This window comes from Haloferax elongans ATCC BAA-1513, from assembly GCF_000336755.1.
GTDB classification, from domain to species: Archaea; Halobacteriota; Halobacteria; order Halobacteriales; family Haloferacaceae; genus Haloferax; species Haloferax elongans.
Genome location: NZ_AOLK01000021.1, coordinates 58,747 through 74,122 on the forward strand (window position 1 = coordinate 58,747; position 15,376 = coordinate 74,122).

15 protein-coding genes and 1 pseudogene are annotated in these 15,376 nt (G+C 62.3%); 8 read left to right on the forward strand and 8 right to left on the reverse strand.

What is annotated here, in order from left to right; translation table 11 throughout:
- Positions 1–52: 52 nt before the first annotated feature.
- The gene (locus tag C453_RS13100) at positions 53–1,285 is read left to right on the forward strand and encodes a mechanosensitive ion channel family protein (protein ID WP_008325105.1); all 1,233 of its coding nucleotides are present in this window, start codon (positions 53–55) and stop codon (positions 1,283–1,285) included.
- A 29-nt stretch (positions 1,286–1,314) separates the two neighbouring features.
- On the opposite strand, the gene C453_RS13105 is transcribed toward C453_RS13100, so the two are convergent.
- The 3 genes from C453_RS13105 to C453_RS13115 form a co-directional block, all read right to left on the reverse strand.
- Positions 1,315–2,823, reverse strand: a complete 1,509-nt coding sequence (locus C453_RS13105) for a methyl-accepting chemotaxis protein (RefSeq protein ID WP_008325106.1) — start codon at positions 2,821–2,823, stop codon at positions 1,315–1,317.
- 105 nt (positions 2,824–2,928) lie between these two features.
- A complete protein-coding gene (locus tag C453_RS13110; RefSeq protein WP_008325107.1) occupies positions 2,929–3,372 on the reverse strand; it encodes a GNAT family N-acetyltransferase in 444 nt (147 codons plus the stop codon).
- Positions 3,373–3,393: 21 nt separating this feature from the next.
- Positions 3,394–4,725, reverse strand: coding sequence for a hypothetical protein (locus C453_RS13115; protein ID WP_008325108.1), 1,332 nt, complete (start codon positions 4,723–4,725; stop codon positions 3,394–3,396).
- A 97-nt stretch (positions 4,726–4,822) separates the two neighbouring features.
- Here C453_RS13115 and rqcH point away from each other — a divergent pair.
- From rqcH to C453_RS13145, 6 genes and pseudogenes are all read left to right on the forward strand, one after another.
- Positions 4,823–7,016: pseudogene (gene rqcH / locus C453_RS13120) on the forward strand (ribosome rescue protein RqcH).
- Positions 7,017–7,245: 229 nt separating this feature from the next.
- On the forward strand, positions 7,246–7,968 hold the full coding sequence (locus C453_RS13125; protein ID WP_008325109.1) for a DUF4013 domain-containing protein: 723 nt from the start codon (positions 7,246–7,248) through the stop codon (positions 7,966–7,968).
- Positions 7,969–8,034: 66 nt separating this feature from the next.
- Positions 8,035–8,724: a DUF4013 domain-containing protein gene (locus tag C453_RS13130; protein ID WP_008325110.1), complete on the forward strand. Its 690-nt coding sequence runs from the start codon at positions 8,035–8,037 to the stop codon at positions 8,722–8,724.
- Between the two features lie 46 nt (positions 8,725–8,770).
- Complete coding sequence (locus C453_RS13135; protein ID WP_008325111.1) at positions 8,771–9,841, forward strand: mRNA surveillance protein pelota; 1,071 nt, start codon at positions 8,771–8,773, stop codon at positions 9,839–9,841.
- 117 nt (positions 9,842–9,958) lie between these two features.
- Positions 9,959–10,339: a hypothetical protein gene (locus C453_RS13140; protein WP_083881605.1), complete on the forward strand. Its 381-nt coding sequence runs from the start codon at positions 9,959–9,961 to the stop codon at positions 10,337–10,339.
- Between the two features lie 202 nt (positions 10,340–10,541).
- Positions 10,542–10,862, forward strand: a complete 321-nt coding sequence (locus C453_RS13145) for a hypothetical protein (RefSeq protein ID WP_008325113.1) — start codon at positions 10,542–10,544, stop codon at positions 10,860–10,862.
- On the opposite strand, the gene C453_RS13150 is transcribed toward C453_RS13145, so the two are convergent.
- The 4 genes from C453_RS13150 to C453_RS13165 form a co-directional block, all read right to left on the reverse strand.
- Complete coding sequence (locus tag C453_RS13150; protein WP_008325114.1) at positions 10,836–11,156, reverse strand: PDGLE domain-containing protein; 321 nt, start codon at positions 11,154–11,156, stop codon at positions 10,836–10,838. The two genes, C453_RS13145 and C453_RS13150, sit on opposite strands and share 27 nt — an antisense overlap.
- On the reverse strand, positions 11,153–11,791 hold the full coding sequence (locus C453_RS13155; protein ID WP_049907690.1) for an energy-coupling factor ABC transporter permease: 639 nt from the start codon (positions 11,789–11,791) through the stop codon (positions 11,153–11,155). Before C453_RS13155 ends, C453_RS13150 begins: the two co-directional genes overlap by 4 nt.
- A 123-nt stretch (positions 11,792–11,914) precedes the next feature.
- A complete protein-coding gene (locus C453_RS13160; protein ID WP_008325116.1) occupies positions 11,915–12,913 on the reverse strand; it encodes an ornithine cyclodeaminase family protein in 999 nt (332 codons plus the stop codon).
- 72 nt (positions 12,914–12,985) lie between these two features.
- Positions 12,986–13,246, reverse strand: a complete 261-nt coding sequence (locus tag C453_RS13165) for a hypothetical protein (protein ID WP_008325117.1) — start codon at positions 13,244–13,246, stop codon at positions 12,986–12,988.
- A gap of 325 nt (positions 13,247–13,571) precedes the next feature.
- On the opposite strand from C453_RS13165, the gene C453_RS13170 reads away from it, so the two are divergent.
- A complete protein-coding gene (locus C453_RS13170; protein WP_394295328.1) occupies positions 13,572–14,915 on the forward strand; it encodes an MFS transporter in 1,344 nt (447 codons plus the stop codon).
- 39 nt (positions 14,916–14,954) lie between these two features.
- On the opposite strand, the gene C453_RS13175 is transcribed toward C453_RS13170, so the two are convergent.
- Positions 14,955–15,371, reverse strand: coding sequence for a DUF3054 domain-containing protein (locus C453_RS13175; protein WP_008325119.1), 417 nt, complete (start codon positions 15,369–15,371; stop codon positions 14,955–14,957).
- Positions 15,372–15,376 lie beyond the last annotated feature (5 nt).

Genomic DNA, 15,376 nt, shown 5'->3' on the forward strand with positions numbered 1-15,376 from the left:
GTTGATTCTCCTCCGCCACGCTTTTCATTTTCTCGCCCAAGTAGACGGTAGTATGGCTGAGCCGCTGGGGGCGGGCGGGGGCATCGTATCGTGGGTCGAGAACCTTCGGTCCACGCTGGCGCAGTTCGTCTCGACCGAGGAACGAATCGGCATCTCTGCGGCGATAGTGACATTGGCGCTGGGGCTGGCGCTGTATCTCGCCCCGCGAGTCGTCTCGCGGGCGGCCACGGAGCTCCACGACCGGGTGCTCGAACATCCGAGAGTCCCCGACGCGGTCTACGACGTGGCGTGGATGTTCCCGGCGACGGTACTCGTCAGGACGCTCCAACTCACCATCTTCGTCGGTGTCGGACTCGCGCTGTTGCTGCTTTGGGGCTACGACGCCGCAGCACTCACTGTTGCGGCCATCATCGCGAGGGCACTTCCGAACGTCGCCAAGCTCGCGACGACGGCCTTCCTCCTCGGCGGTGCGTTCATCGGCACGAACGTCCTCGAAGACAGACTCGAATCCTATGCGAACTCGGTCGACCACATCAACGCCCACCAGCAGGGCATCGTCTTCCGTGTGTTGCAGGTCGTGGTCCTCCTCGCAGCCGGGATGGCGACCCTCACAGTTTGGCAGTTCGAACTCGACGGCCTCCTCGTCGGTGCCGGGTTCCTCGGCATCGTCGTCGGTATGGCCGCCCGTCAGACGCTCGGCTCGCTCATCGCGGGTTTCGTCCTCATGTTCTCGCGCCCGTTCGAACTCGGCGACTGGGTGGAAATCGACGACGCCGAGGGTATCGTCACCGACATCACCATCATCAACACGCGGTTGAGCAACGCCGACGGCGAGACGGTGGTGTTCCCGAACGACCGCGTGACGAACGCGAAGATTACTAATCGAACGAAGCGAAACCGGCTTCGACTCAGGCTGAACGTCGGTATCGACTACGAAGCCGACATCGAGCGGGCCGAGGAAATCGCGAAAAACGCGCTCACGGACCTCCAGTTCGTCGAATCGGTGCCGGAACCGCAGGTGATGCCGACGACGTTCGGCGACTCGTCTATCGGTCTCCAGGTTCTCTTTTGGATTACGAACCCCTCGGCACCGCGCCGGATGCGCGCCAAGGCCGAGGTACTCAGAGGTGTCAAGACGGCGTTCGACCGCGAGGGTATCAAGATTCCATACCCGCAGCGAGAACTGCTCGCTCGCGAAGAGGCGTCGGGGTTCAAAATTCGGGGAGAAGGGCCGAAGACGGAACCGATGGAGTCGCAGTCGATGTCGTCTCGTCCGAACGACTGACTGTCTCACTCGGCGTCGAACTGCCCGTTTTACTCCGCGTCGAACTGGTCGAGGTTCTGGGCGAGGGCGTCGGCAGCCGCGCGCTGCTCGTCGGTCACCTCGACGATATCCTCTGAGATGTTGGTTATCTGCTGTGCACCGCTGTTAACGTCTTCGAGCGTCGCCGTGACGGCCTCGACGGCGTCGGCCTGGTCGTCGGCCGCCCGCGAGAGTTCGGTGATGCCATCGGTGGCCTCCGCGACGTCTTCGGTCGCGTCGCTCAGCGAATCGACCGTCTCAGACATCGCTTCGTCGGCTTCGAGAACGTCTTCGTGGGTCTCTTCGACGAGGTCGACCGTCTTCGTCGCGCGCTCTTGGATAGCGGTGATTCGGTCAGCGATGCGCTCGGTGTGGGATTGCGTCTCGTCGGCGAGCGATTTCACCTCGCCAGCGACGACGGCGAAGCCTTCGCCTGCTTCGCCTGCGCGGGCGGCCTCGATGTTGGCGTTGAGCGCGAGGATGTTCGTCCGGTCGGCGATGTCGGAGATGACGGCTGCGACTTCCTCGATTTCGGCCATCTCGTCTTCGAGGTCTGCGACAGTGTCGACGAGGTTGTCGCTCCGCCGTTTCACTTCGTCGGTGACCTGCTGGGTCTCCTTGGTCGATTCGAGTGACGATTCGATGTTGTTGCGGGCGCGTGAGGACGCTTGTGCGACCTCGGTCGAACTTGCCGCGACCTCTTCCATCGTCGCGCTGAACGACTCCATCTCGTCGCGAACAGAGGAGACTTCAGCCCGCTGTTCGTCGGCCTGCGATGCAATCTCTTTGGCAGCGGACTCGGCGCTGGTGACGTTCGACGTGAGTTGGGTGGCGTGGACCTCCACGTCGCCGACGAGGCGTTCGAACCGGTCTGCCATCTCGTTGACTTCGTCGAGGATGCGCAGGAGTTCGTCGTCGACGTGCTGTGCTGCGTCGAGGTCGTAATCGACCCGTTTACCTAAGTTCCCCTCACCGAGTGCGATGAGCGTTTCCGTCACTTCTGAGACGAGGTTCTGGAGTGCTTCCCGTCGTCGAAGCTGCTCACTCTCGTCTTGGACCACTTCGACGACTGCATCGAGGTCTCCGTCGTCGTCGAAGATTGGGATTGCCTTGAACGAAATGTGGATCGTCTCTCCGGCCCCATTTTCCATCGTTCGCTCGTCGGTGTAGACGATACCCGCAGGCGTGTCTTTGCGAACGACATCGTATTCCTCGTCGGCACTTCTCGGGGTGTCGAACACCTTTCCTGCGAGCGTCTTGGCGACTCCGTCGTCCTCGTACGTGACAGTTTTAGCGGCCTCAGATTCCGGGGCTCCGATAACGTCTTCTCTCGGTATCTGGAGAACCGCGGACGCCGTCTCGTTCCACTCGGTGACGATTCCATCACCATCGAGAACGAATATCGGCATCGGTAATGCATCCAGAACGGTGTTTCTTTCTGACCCCGAGTCGTCATCGCGTCCTTGCGATTCAGAACTCGAAACTGCCCCCACGACGAGTGACGAGAGCGCACTAAGCATGCTTCAGTCACGTGTGACCGACAGTATATAGATAGCTCTCCAATTATCAGAACTAATTTTTCAAAGATATTGGCTTATTGTCACCTATCTGCAGAGACGGTCCACTCAGAGTTCTTTCGCCATCTTCACGTGCGGGATTCCGGCCTCGTCGAACACGTCACTGGTGGTTTCGTAGTCAAGCCCGTGGTAGAACCCCTCCGCTGACGTCTGGCCGTGGAGGACGAGTTTGTCGAACCCCTGATTTTCGGCTTCGATTTCGAGTGCCTCCATCAATCGGCGTCCCCAGCCTTCGCCGCGAACTGATTCGAGAACGGCGACTCGTTCGACCTTCCCGACGCCTGCTTCTGCTTCGCGGAGGCGCGCCGCACCGACTGGCTCACCGTCTCGGTAGCCGACGAAGTGAATCGCATCGGCATCTGGCTCGTCGTACTCGTCCCACTCCAGTTCCTCGTCGACTCCCTGTTCGTCGACGAAGACGGTCTTTCGGACCGAGAACGCGTCTTCGAGTTCGTCGGCGGTGGTCGCGACGCGGACTGCTGTGTCGCTCATACCCGGTGCTTCTTCGGGTGACTACCTGACCGTTGCGGAGGGACCAGACTCACCACCGTCACCTAACGCCCACCCCAAGCGGTAGACGAGAGTCCCCACGGCGAGCGTGAGAAGCACCCAGCTGACGAGGAGTATCATCATGAAGCCCGGTCCGAACCCACCGATAGGGAGCATCGGCATAACGAACATGGTCGGTGCGGCAACGATTGCAAGGGCAAGCAGGCGTGTTCCTCTGTCTCGCCGCGCAGCGTACCCAAACGGGAGGAACAGCGTCACAATCACTCCGAACGAAAGGCTGCTCGGAACGGGCCAGAGTTCGGAGACGGGAGTCGCAATCGAGACGGCCGCCGCAACGACAACTGGCGGACCGACGGTCGCGGCGACGAGACGCCGGAACGTGAACACCTCCGGGCGTCGCAGAGCGATGGCACCAAGCGCAACGAATTGGAGACCGAGGGTCCACGAAACCGCGCTAAGTCCACCACTAAACATCCCGAGGGCGACGAGACCGGCTATCCACACGATTCCGAGTCCCGCGACGATGGCAGCAAGCGTCCGGCAGGAATCGACAGTCGCGTCGCGTCGGCGCGTGTAACGCTGGACAGCAAGAACGCCGAAAAGCATCAGAAGCGTTGGAACGAGGGCGCTATACAACAGGTCAGAGAGGAGGTACGGAGCCGAGTCTGCGGCGATACTGGCGTAGGCGGCGGCCTGCGTTCCGAGACCGTTGTTGGGTCCGAACGCGAGGTACGTCGTGTAGTCGATAGGCTGGTAGTCCCCGTCTTCTGTGCTCCACGTCGCTGTCCCGTTTTCTGTGTCCGCCCCCGGTGGGTCGTTGACGAGAACGGTTCCTTCGGGACCGCTGACAGTGAACCGGTCGGCGTCGACGTAGACGTGTCGTGTGTCCCCGTCGGCGTTGAAGTAGTCCACGAGGAGCACGTTGCCGTAGCCTCGAGACGTCATCTCGGGAACGTCGAACGTGACGACGACGGTCTGGCCGTCCATCTGCATCGAGAGGTTCCGGGGGTCGTCCACGAACTGCCGGTGGCCGTCGAAGCTCTCTCGAACCACACTTTCGAGGAGGGCCGGATCGTCTCGGAATGTCGCTGCGGCTGTCTCGTCTATGACGGTTCGAGCCGTCCAGTGGCCGGTTCCCGACTCGTCGACTCGAACGTGCAGGTTGCTCGACTCGACGGTGAGGTTCACACCGGCATCGTAGGCAGCTCCACTGAAGGAGTCGCTACAGACGCCGCAGACCGGAACTGGTGGTCGACCAGCGGTTGCCGGCCCAACAACCGCCGGAAGGACGGCGCTGACGACGAGGAGGGCGAGAAAGATTCGGCGGGGGGTCATCTACCCGAAACGTTTCGGTTGGTCTACAAGTGTTTTCTCCCTTTCGCGAACCTGCCGAAACGACATCCCTTTTCCCTCGCCGCGAAAAGGCGAGTCCATGGACCCGAAGCGGGAACTCACGAGCGTCGACCTCGCGGCCCTCGTCACCGAACTAAACCGGTACGAGGGAGCGAAAGTCGACAAGGCATACCTCTACGGGGACGACCTGCTTCGCCTCAAGATGCGGGATTTCGACCGCGGGCGACTCGAACTCCTCGTCGAAGTGGGCGACATCAAGCGCGCCCACCTCGCCGCACAGGAACACGTCCCCGACGCACCCGGGCGACCGCCGAACTTCGCGATGATGCTTCGGAACCGCCTCAGCGGAGCCGACTTCGCGGGCGTCGAGCAGTACGACTTCGACCGTATCCTCACGTTCACGTTCGAACGCGGCGACGAAAACACGAAAATCGTCGTCGAACTGTTCGGACAGGGGAACATCTCCGTCCTCGACGAGACGGGCGAAGTCGTCCGCAGTCTGGAGACCGTTCGTCTCAAGTCGCGGACGGTTGCCCCCGGCGCGCAGTACGAGTACCCCGCCTCTCGACTCGACCCGCTTTCGGTCAGCCGCGACGCGCTCGGCCGAAACATGGACGAGTCCGACACCGACATCGTTCGGACGCTCGCCACCCAGCTCAACCTCGGCGGTCTGTACGCCGAAGAGCTGTGTACACGTGCGGGCGTCGACAAGACGCTCGACATTTCGGACGCGACCGACGAGGACTACGACGCCGTCTTCGANTGAAGAGCTGTGTACACGTGCGGGCGTCGACAAGACGCTCGACATTTCGGACGCGACCGACGAGGACTACGACGCCGTCTTCGACGCCATCGTCGACCTCCGCGAGCAGGTTCGCGCCGGTGAGTTCGAACCCCGTCTTTACCTCGACGACGACGAAAACGTCGTGGACGTGACGCCCTTCCCGCTTCGCGAACACCAGAACGAAGGGCTCGACGAGGAAGCCTACGACTCGTTCAACGAGGCGCTCGACGAGTACTTCTTCCGTCTCGACCTCACCGCCGACGAGCAACAGGACGTCGGGTCGAACCGCCCGGACTTCGAGGCACAAATCGCCAAACAAGAGCGCATCATCGAGCAGCAGGAAGGCGCTATCGAGGGCTTCGACGAGCGCGCGGCCGCCGAGCGCGAGCGCGCCGAACTGCTCTACGCCAACTATGACCTCGTCGACGACGTCCTCTCGACGGTTCGAGACGCGCGCGAGGAAGGCGTCCCGTGGGACGACATCGCCGACAAACTCGACGCCGGTGCCGAACAGGGAATCCCGGCCGCCGAAGCGGTGACAAACGTCGATGGCGCGGAGGGAACCGTCACCATCGAACTCGACGACTCTACTATCACCCTCGATGTGTCGATGGGGGTCGAAAAGAACGCCGACCGCCTCTACACCGAGGCCAAGCGCATCCAAGAGAAGAAAGAGGGTGCGCTCGCGGCCATCGAAGACACCCGCGAGGAATTGGAGGAGGTAAAGCGCCGCCGCGACGAGTGGGAGGCGGACGACGACGAAGACGACGCGGAAGACGAGGAGGAGCAAGAAGAGACAGACTGGCTCTCGTTGCAGTCGGTCCCAGTCAAATCGACCGAGCAGTGGTACGAACAGTTCCGGTGGTTCCACACCTCGGACGGCTACCTCGTCGTCGGCGGGCGCAACGCCGACCAAAACGAGGCGCTCGTCAAGAAGTACATGGACAAACACGACCGGTTCTTCCACACGCAGGCGCGTGGGGGGCCAGTCACGCTGTTGAAGGCGACCGGACCGAGCGAAGCCGCGAAGGAAGTCGACTTCCCCGAGTCGTCGCTACAAGAGGCCGCACAGTTCGCTGTCTCGTACTCCTCTATTTGGAAAGACGGCCGCTTCGCCGACGACGCGTACATGGTCGAACCGTCGCAGGTGTCGAAGACGCCCGAGTCGGGCGAGTACATCGAAAAGGGGAGCTTCGTCATCCGCGGCGACCGAACCTACTACAACGACGTTGCGGCCGAAGTCGCTGTTGGCATCCAGTGCGAACCCGAGACGCGAGTCGTGGGCGGACCACCGTCAGCCATCGAGACGTGCGCCGAGACGATGCTCAGACTCAAACCGGGACAGTATGCCCAAAACGACGCCGCGAAGATGTGCTACCGACGACTGCGCGAACACTTCGCCGACACGTCGTTCATCCGGAAAGTCGCATCCCCCGACCTCATCCAGGAATTCCTGCCGCCGGGCGGAAGCGACATCGTTGACGACTGAGACGGCCGCAGACGGCGGACCGGCGCCGTCGTTCAGGCGTAATTGACAATTATATCTCGGAATCTGGTACAACATTATATACTTTCTCGTCGTAACGTTCCCCCGAGCGCATGCAATAGCCCAGCAGAGCAGTCGGTACAAGACTGGCAACGCCAGCGCAGTCGCGAGAGACTGGCTTAGACAGTCGATATCAGACTCGTGGGTGGGTGGCGGCGCTTGGTGATTACCGATGCTATCAGAATCCATCAATTATCCGCGTAACGATGACGGCTGGGTCAAAACAGTCCTCATCGGCGGAGTCCTCGGCTTGTTGAGCTTCCTCATCGTCCCGACGTTCGTCGTCATCGGATATCTCCTCCGAGTTATTCGTGCGACGATGCACGGCGACGAAGAACCACCCGTATTCGACGAATGGGGTGACATGACGATAGACGGCCTGAAAGGGTTCGCTATCGCACTCGTCTACGGGCTTATCCCCGCCATCATCGCCGGTGTCTTCGGCTTCGCGGGCATCATGGGCGCAGTCGCCGGTAACGGCTCGCAGACGGCAGGTATCTTCGGGGGCATCGTCGCCCTCGTCGGCCTCCTGGTCGCGTTCGTTCTCGGGCTCTTCGCCGCCTACGTCATCCCGGCGGCGCTGTCGAACTACGCTGAGACCGGCCGCATCGGTTCGGCGTTCGACTTCGGGACGCTCCGGCCAATCCTGATGTCTGGAAAGTACGCGACGGCGTGGCTCATGGCCTTCGCCGTCCTGTTCGCGGCGTCCTTGGCCCTCAGCGTGCTGAACGTCATCCCGCTCTTGGGACAGTTGGCCAGCTTCCTGCTCGGCCCGTTCGTGACGTTCTACGCCGCGGTGGCCGCCTACTACATCATCGGCACGACGTGGGGCGAACTCCACGACGTCGAGATGGTGGACGAAGGCGAGACCCCTGGCGAGCAACCAGCCGTCTGAGCTACCGACCTGATTTTCTTTTGCGACGGAATATCTAAGCCGATAGGGACACGACTCCACGACGTCATGCTCTCCGACGCGCTGTGGTTTCTCAAACGAAGCGACGACTGGCTTGCGACGACAATCATCGGTGCAATCCTCTCACTTCTCTCGGTCCTGATTCTCCCCGGAATCGTCCTGCAGGGGTACTACGTGAGAACCATGCAGGCCGCCACTCGTGGCGACGAGTCGGCACCCTCGTTCACTGACTGGGGTGGGCTGTTCGTGGATGGCTTGAAACTGTTCGCCGTGACGTTCGTGTGGTCGCTCCTCGCTATCATTCCCTCGGTCGCCTTATTCGCCATCGTGGGTGCCGGGTCAGTCGCCGTCTCGGAAGCGGCGTCAGCCCCTGGCGCAGCACCGAGTACGGCGGGAAGCCTCGGTCTCGGAATCGTCGGACTGGTTGGTATGCTGCTCGTCACCGGACTCTCGCTTCTCGTCAGCTACCTCGTCCCCGCCGCAGGGGCAAACTTCGCTATCAACGGCTCGCTCCGTGCCGGGTTCGACGTTCGGACGATTCTCAAAGGCGCGCTCACCAGTGAGTACGCCATCGCGTGGGTTCTCGCAATCGTCGTCGCTATCGTGCTCGGAATGGTTGGCAGCGTTCTCGCAATCATCCTCGTCGGCTTGCTCGTCCTGTTCTACGCGCAGGTCACGACGTACTATCTCTGGGCACGCGGCTTTGCGGACGGCGTCGGCACGCAATCTGACTGGTAACCCGCGATAGCAGGACTCTTTTCTGTTCCGCGACGACGCGACATATATGCGCATTTCGAGCCGCGGTCGGGGCGAAGAGGGGCGCGAGCGAATCACGCTCGTCCCCGAGAACGTCGACGACCTCTGGCACCTCTCGTACGTCCTCGAACCGGGCGATTTGGTCTCCGGCGACACGACTCGCCGCATCCAGCGCGACGACGACCAGATGCGTGACACCGGCGGCGAGCGCGAACACCTCCACGTCACTATCGAAGTCGAAGACATCGAGTTCGCGCGCTTCGCCAATCGCCTCCGCGTCGGCGGCGTCATCACCTCGTGTTCCCGCGAGGACCAACTCGGCCACCACCACACGCTCAACGTCGAAGAACGCGCCGAGATAACCATCGAGAAGCACTTCAAAGCCGACCAAATCGACCGCATCGAGACGGCCGAAGAAGCCGCCGAGAACCCCGACGTGGCTATCGCGACAGTCGAGGAAGGAGCAGCATACATCCACACCGTCGCCCAGTACGGAACCGAGGAGTACGCCTCGCTCACCAAACCGACCGGGAAGGGCGAGTACGCCCGCCCCCGCTCAGAGTTGTTCGACGAACTCGGCTCTGCACTCTCACATCTCGACGTGGACGCGATTATCCTCGCCGGGCCCGGATTCACGAAAAACGACGCGATGGATTACTTCGAGGACAACCACCCCGAAGTCGCAGAGACCATCGTCACCACCGTCGACACCGCGGGCGTCGGTGACCGCGGCGTCCACGAAGTGCTCAAACGCGGCGCTGTCGACGACGTGCAGAAACAGACGCGAATCGCTGAAGAGGCGAACCTTATCGACCAGTTGATGGAGAACATCTCGACGGGCGCGAAAGCCGCCTACGGGGTCGACCAGGTTGCTGAAGCCTCCGACTACGGAGCCATCGAGCACCTGCTGCTTCTCGATTCGCGCCTCCGTGCCGAACGACAAGGCGAAGGCGACTGGGATATCGACGTGAACGACATCATCGACTCGGTCGAGCAGAAAGGCGGCGAGGTGACGGTCTTCTCCGCCGAGTTCCAACCTGGCGAGCAACTGAAGAACCTCGGCGGCATCGCCGCGATTCTCCGGTACCGACTGCAGTAGTCGCGTTCGCGTTCACGTTCGCTTGAGTAATCGTTTAGCCCTCGAAGCCCAAGTCCTAGCGTGGCTTGGGGTACGATACCAAAGACCATAAAACGGGTCGATAGGTGGCTCGACCAGGTGTTTTTCGCCGCCTGGGAAGTGTCGGTACTGGTCATCCCGACACTCTGGATGCTCTTGGCCGCGACGCCCCACGAGGCGGTTTCGCTGTCGGGGCTGACGGCCCTCGGAGTGAGTTCGCTGGCGGTCGGTACCTTCAGGGGTGAGTACGTCTCGACTGGGTCGTGGCCGCGGCCCGGCCACCTCTCCACGCTCCCTGTCCGCTCAGCCTACTACAGCCTCGTGGTCGGCGGAACCTCGCTCCTCGGCGCGGCCGCACAGGTCGAGTTCGGAGCGTTTTGGCTCGGTATTCTCGTGCCCACCGTGGTCGCAACCGGGTCGCTGTCGCTTCTTCCTGCTGTCGTCGATACTGTCGAGCGCATCGCGAGAGCATCAGTGTGAGGCAGTTTACTGATTCCTTGCTGGCGGCCCCAACGAACTACGAGACGAGAGATATAGCATCGGTACTGCGACAGCGGGATGCTATTTTTTGAATCTGTCAAAAAGACACAAAGATTATTGCATACTAGTCAAAATCTGGATCGCATATGACAACGAAAGTGGTCAAACATTCTGAAATAGCGTGCACTGATGGGAGAATCCGATGAGGCGAAAAGCCATCCTCAGAGACGGAGTTCTCGTTCCATCGTTGCTCGTAGCTGTCGGCTTCGCTCTCAGCATTCTGGGAGTCCTGCCGTTCGAATTGTTCCTGCTTATCGCACTCGGCGTCGGAGTGCTCTGTACTGCGCTCGTGTTCGGCGCGGAGTCGCACGTACAAACTGCGGCGTACAGCGCCACAGTCGGTGGAAACAGCGACCCATCGAAATACGAGGAGGAGCCAGTGAGATGGGTCCGATTCGGGCTGGCTATGGCCGGACTCTCCGGGTTGAGCGTCGTCTTACTCGCCGTTCTCGCGCAACTGTAGCGCCGCTCCGACCCGGAGCGCGAGACCGAGGCACAGCACGGTTCCGACGAGTGCTGAAACGAACGTCCCCACGTAGGGGTCGAGGCCGGGAACCGTGTAGTCCGGCAGGAGCCCCGGATTGAGAGACAGCGCCGCCGCGGACGCGCCGGTCATCTCCGCCGCAACGTCGAGCGGTTCGGCGTAGCCGACCTGCGATGCAGCCCACGCAAAGACGGGTGTGGCGGCGACAAGTGCGCCGATGACAGCGAGCGGTCTTCGATTCGAGTCGTCGGCCGCGAACGAGCGCACGCTCATGCGGCGACGCCTCCCTCGACTGTCTCGGAGTCGACTGCGTCGAGTCGGTCGACGAGTCGAACGCCGACGAGTGTGAGGAGTGCCTCACCGACGCCGAGAACTGCGTGACCGCCAGCCATGACCGTCACGACCGAAATCAGCTCAGAGCCAAAGGCGGGCGACAGACCGAGTTGGATGCCCGCCGCGAGGGCGGCGAGGGTGATGCTCGCCCAGCCAGCGAGGACGATTGCACCGGACTCGTGGTACGCAGAAGCGACCCGGTAGACTGCGTAGCCGCCGAACACCTGTACGATCGCCATGTTCCAGACGTTCGCACCGAGTGCGAGCACGCCACCGTCGGCGAAGACGAGCGCCTGAACCGCGACGACGAGCGCGACAGAGAGCGCCCCGAGGTACGGGCCGAGCACGATAGCCGCCAGCGCACCACCGACGAAGTGGGCGCTCACGCCGCCGGGAAGCGGCCAGTTGAGCATCTGCGCCGCGAAGATGCTCGCGGTGACCATTCCGAACAACTGCGTTTGCCGCGGAGTCACGGTTCCGCGAAGTTTTCGAGCTGCGTAGGCGAGGACGCCTCCCGACGCGATGATGAACGCCACCGCCATCCATGGATGAAGAAATCCGTCTGGTGTGTGCATGTCTGGCCCACGTTTGGAACCTGATTTAAAAGGTGTTTTCTTCTGTGAGACTTCTGCCCACTGTTCTTCGCCCAGCGTTCGCTCCTCCCTACTCGTCAGCCGCACCACTCCAGGCGTCGTTTGCTACTCTCCGGTGAGTGACTCGCTCGCGGGTGAGAACTCGATTGTCGTTCCGAGTCCGTCCTCGGCGGCTTTCTCGTACAGCAGGTACGCGGCAGCGACCGTCTCGATTCCCGTGCCGCCGCTGTCGAAGACGGTAATCTCGTCGTCGTCGGTTCGGCCCGTGGCCCGGCCGGAGACGACCTCGCCCAGTTCGGCGTGGATGTGGTCCTCGTCGACGACGCCCGCGTCCATGGCGGCGAGGAACGACCCCGCGTCCATCGTCGCTCGCTCTCGCAGGTCGGGGACGTACGTCGCGCGTTCGATGGTCGTCGCGTCGAGTTCGCGCTTGTCGGGGTGGTACTGCCCCATTGCGGTGACGTGCGTCCCGGGTTCGAGCAAGTCGCCATCGAAGACCGATTCGCTCGCGGTGGTCGCGGTGATGACGATGTCCGCGCCCTCGACCGCGGCGGCGCTGGAGGCGACGGCGGCGACGCTGGCGTCGAGTCGGCGGTCCATCTCTCCGGCGAACGACTCGCGGCTCTCTTTGGTCGGCGAGTACACCCACACAGAATCGAGGTCGCGGACGGCGGCGACTGCTCGCAACTGGCCGCGGGCCTGCGCGCCGCTTCCGATGAGTGCGACTGAGGTGGCGTCATCGCGGGCGAGCGCATCGACCGCGACTCCGCCCGCCGCGCCGGTCTTGAACGGGTTCATGCTCGCGCCATCGAGGAGGGCGAGCGGTTCGCCGGAGTCGGCGTCGAAAAGCGGCGTCATGAACCACGCGTCTTCCGCGCCGAAGCCGGCAGAGTACATGTAACCCCCCATCGCGCCCGTTTCGGGGAGGACTGCGGCGTAGGTGGTAAACATCCCCGGCGGGTCGCGGTTGAGAAGCTTCGTTCGCGGTTCGGCGGGAGCGCCCTCACCGCGTTGTCGATACCCTTCGCGGACAGCGTCGACGTATTCGGCAGGCGTCGCCAGGCCGTTCACGTCGTCGCTCGTGAGGAACAATGTCTCTGTCATGTTTGGCGAGACGTGGCCTGCGGCCAAAACCCTGCGGGCCGACCCGGTGGTCGGTCAGCACGGCCTGTGAAATTAGTCTGCGTCGAGAACAGCGGGACCGGATTCCGCGCGACTCGCGCGAGCGGTGTGGCTTGCGTGGTCGGAGTGTCGTCGGACTGGGGCGGGCGCGGACGGACCATTCACGAAGAGGGCGTGGCCAGTCAGCAGCGCTGCGACACCAGCGGCCATCGGAACTGCCGCGGTCAGCTGTAAGCCAACCACGACGAGGGAGCCGGTGATTCCAACGAGCGCGAGTGGGATGAGCCCAAGAATGTAGTCGTAATATCCGGTCATAATATACACTAACATACGGATGTAAGTGGTATAATTCTTTCCCATAGATGACTGATATTCCATTCGTGACTTCGACATCACATTCTCATAACTTATGAGAAAATAATCGGCAGACATCGTCGGGGTGAATTACTGATGAGAATATCAGATTCTGATATACCCCGGTCGTGAACGCTCCTCGAACACCCAATTGATGGTTCTATGACTTTCTCACACGCACCCAGTCGCAGTGTTGCGTGAGTTCCTCGTCGCGCGAACCGTCTGTCACTCGAACTCCCTCCCGCTCACACTCTCTGCGCGCAGTCTGCCGCGACTCCACATGATTATCCGTGTCGGACTCGTGCGAGAGCGTGTGAATCGCAACGACCGCGCAATCGTCGCACTGGTGATGCTCGCTCACGGGATGGTCCACACCTACGAACTGTCGATTCCCATCTTCGTCTCCATCTGGCTCAGCGAGTACACCACCGTCGAACTCGGTCTTGCAGCCGTTCCGGTCACGACTGCGTCGCTCGGCGTGATGGTCGGTCTCGGCTTCGCGCTGTTCGGCCTCGGCGCACTCCCCGGCGGCGTCCTCGTCGACCGCGTGGGCTCGAAACGCCTCATCGTCGCATGTCTCGCCGGAATGTCAGCCTCGTTTGTTCTCCTCGCGGCAGCCCCGAATCTCGTCGTCGTCGCACTCGCCCTCATCCTCTGGGGTGCTGCGGCGAGCGTCTACCACCCCGCGGGTCTCCGACTCATCAGTACCGGCGTCGAAGAACGCGGCACTGGATTCGCCTATCACGGCATCGCCGGCAACCTCGGAATCGGCTTCGGGCCGTTTCTGACGGCACTGTTGTTGCTGTTTTTCGACTGGCAACTCGTCGCGGGCGTCCTCGCAATACCGGCGCTCGTCGCGGCCGTGTTCGCGACCCGCGCCGACTTCGAAGAACAGGCGGCTGTCACGGCTGCTGACGGCGGAGCTGGAACCTCGGCCGACAAGTCTTCGACTGGCGTCTCATCGCTCGGTGAGTTCTTCACCGAGTCGAGAGCCCTCTTCGCGAGCGGGTTCGCGCTCGTCTTCGCGGTGGTGATGTTCTCCGGGCTGTACTACCGCGGCGTGACGACGTTCCTCCCGGACCTCATCGACAGCGTGCTCGACATCGACCCGGTTCCGCTCTCTGCGCTTCTCCCCACCGCACTCGTTCCCGGGTCGGCCGCCGGCGCACCCACACTCGAACTGGAACTGTACGTGTACGCCGGACTTCTCACTATCGGCGTCGTCGGCCAGTACGTCGGCGGCAAGCTCACCGACCGTATTCCCACCGAGCGCGGGCTCGTCGTCGGGTTCGCTGCGCTCGCAGTCGTCGCCGTCGCCTTCCTGCCCGTCGCGAGCCTCGGCGTCGCCCCACTGCTCGCAATCTGTGCGCTCCTTGGGTTCTTCCTGTTCATGGTTCAGCCGTTCTATCAGGCCACGGTCGCCGAATACACGCCCGCGGGCCTCCGCGGTCTCTCGTACGGGTTTACCTACCTCGGTGTGTTCGGCGTGGGCGCACTCGGTGGTGCAATCGCCGGGTTCGTCCTCGACGTTGCGAACTCGACGACGCTCTTTTTGGTCCTCGCTGGGTTCGCGGCGGCCGCGTCGCTGCTCGGTGTGACGTTGTTGCGGAAGCGGGCCACACCCGCGTGAAGCGGGGGGCCGAGAAGGCGATTGTTCGGACGAGTGTTTTCAGACGATGCGGAAGTAGATGGTGCGCCAGAGACTGATGGCGACCGTCCCGAAGACGAGCATGACGCCGATGAAAATCGGTTCTGCGCCGCCTTCGAAGAGGGGCGTCCATCGAATCACCGCGCCGAGGACGGCTGCGATAAGCCACGAGCGAATCGCAAGCGGGACGGCCGACTTCGCCGATTCGGCGGCACCCGGCGAGTACGCACCCAGAATCGGGGCGATGAGTGCCCACGCGATGATGAACGGAACGGAAGTGAGCACCCAGCCGACTGGGTCAGTCGAGAGGTACGACACACCGTTGTGCTGAATCACGCCGACGGTCACGAGGAGGAAGATGGCGAGGATGTCGCCCACGGCGAGTGGTAACGCCCCGGCATCGAGTCGCTCCTCAAGGAAGGACGTCGAGGTTGCCATACGCG

Bases quoted from the DNA above. Each gene is read 5' to 3' on its own strand.
- C453_RS13100 (WP_008325105.1), top strand. From the start codon at position 53: ATGGCTGAGCCGCTGGGGGCGGGCGGGGGCATCGTATCGTGGGTCGAG.
- C453_RS13105 (WP_008325106.1), bottom strand. From the start codon at position 2,823: ATGCTTAGTGCGCTCTCGTCACTCGTCGTGGGGGCAGTTTCGAGTTCT.
- C453_RS13110 (WP_008325107.1), bottom strand. From the start codon at position 3,372: ATGAGCGACACAGCAGTCCGCGTCGCGACCACCGCCGACGAACTCGAA.
- C453_RS13115 (WP_008325108.1), bottom strand. From the start codon at position 4,725: ATGACCCCCCGCCGAATCTTTCTCGCCCTCCTCGTCGTCAGCGCCGTC.
- C453_RS13125 (WP_008325109.1), top strand. From the start codon at position 7,246: ATGCTATCAGAATCCATCAATTATCCGCGTAACGATGACGGCTGGGTC.
- C453_RS13130 (WP_008325110.1), top strand. From the start codon at position 8,035: ATGCTCTCCGACGCGCTGTGGTTTCTCAAACGAAGCGACGACTGGCTT.
- C453_RS13135 (WP_008325111.1), top strand. From the start codon at position 8,771: ATGCGCATTTCGAGCCGCGGTCGGGGCGAAGAGGGGCGCGAGCGAATC.
- C453_RS13145 (WP_008325113.1), top strand. From the start codon at position 10,542: ATGAGGCGAAAAGCCATCCTCAGAGACGGAGTTCTCGTTCCATCGTTG.
- C453_RS13150 (WP_008325114.1), bottom strand. From the start codon at position 11,156: ATGAGCGTGCGCTCGTTCGCGGCCGACGACTCGAATCGAAGACCGCTC.
- C453_RS13155 (WP_049907690.1), bottom strand. From the start codon at position 11,791: ATGCACACACCAGACGGATTTCTTCATCCATGGATGGCGGTGGCGTTC.
- C453_RS13160 (WP_008325116.1), bottom strand. From the start codon at position 12,913: ATGACAGAGACATTGTTCCTCACGAGCGACGACGTGAACGGCCTGGCG.
- C453_RS13165 (WP_008325117.1), bottom strand. From the start codon at position 13,246: ATGACCGGATATTACGACTACATTCTTGGGCTCATCCCACTCGCGCTC.
- C453_RS13175 (WP_008325119.1), bottom strand. From the start codon at position 15,371: ATGGCAACCTCGACGTCCTTCCTTGAGGAGCGACTCGATGCCGGGGCG.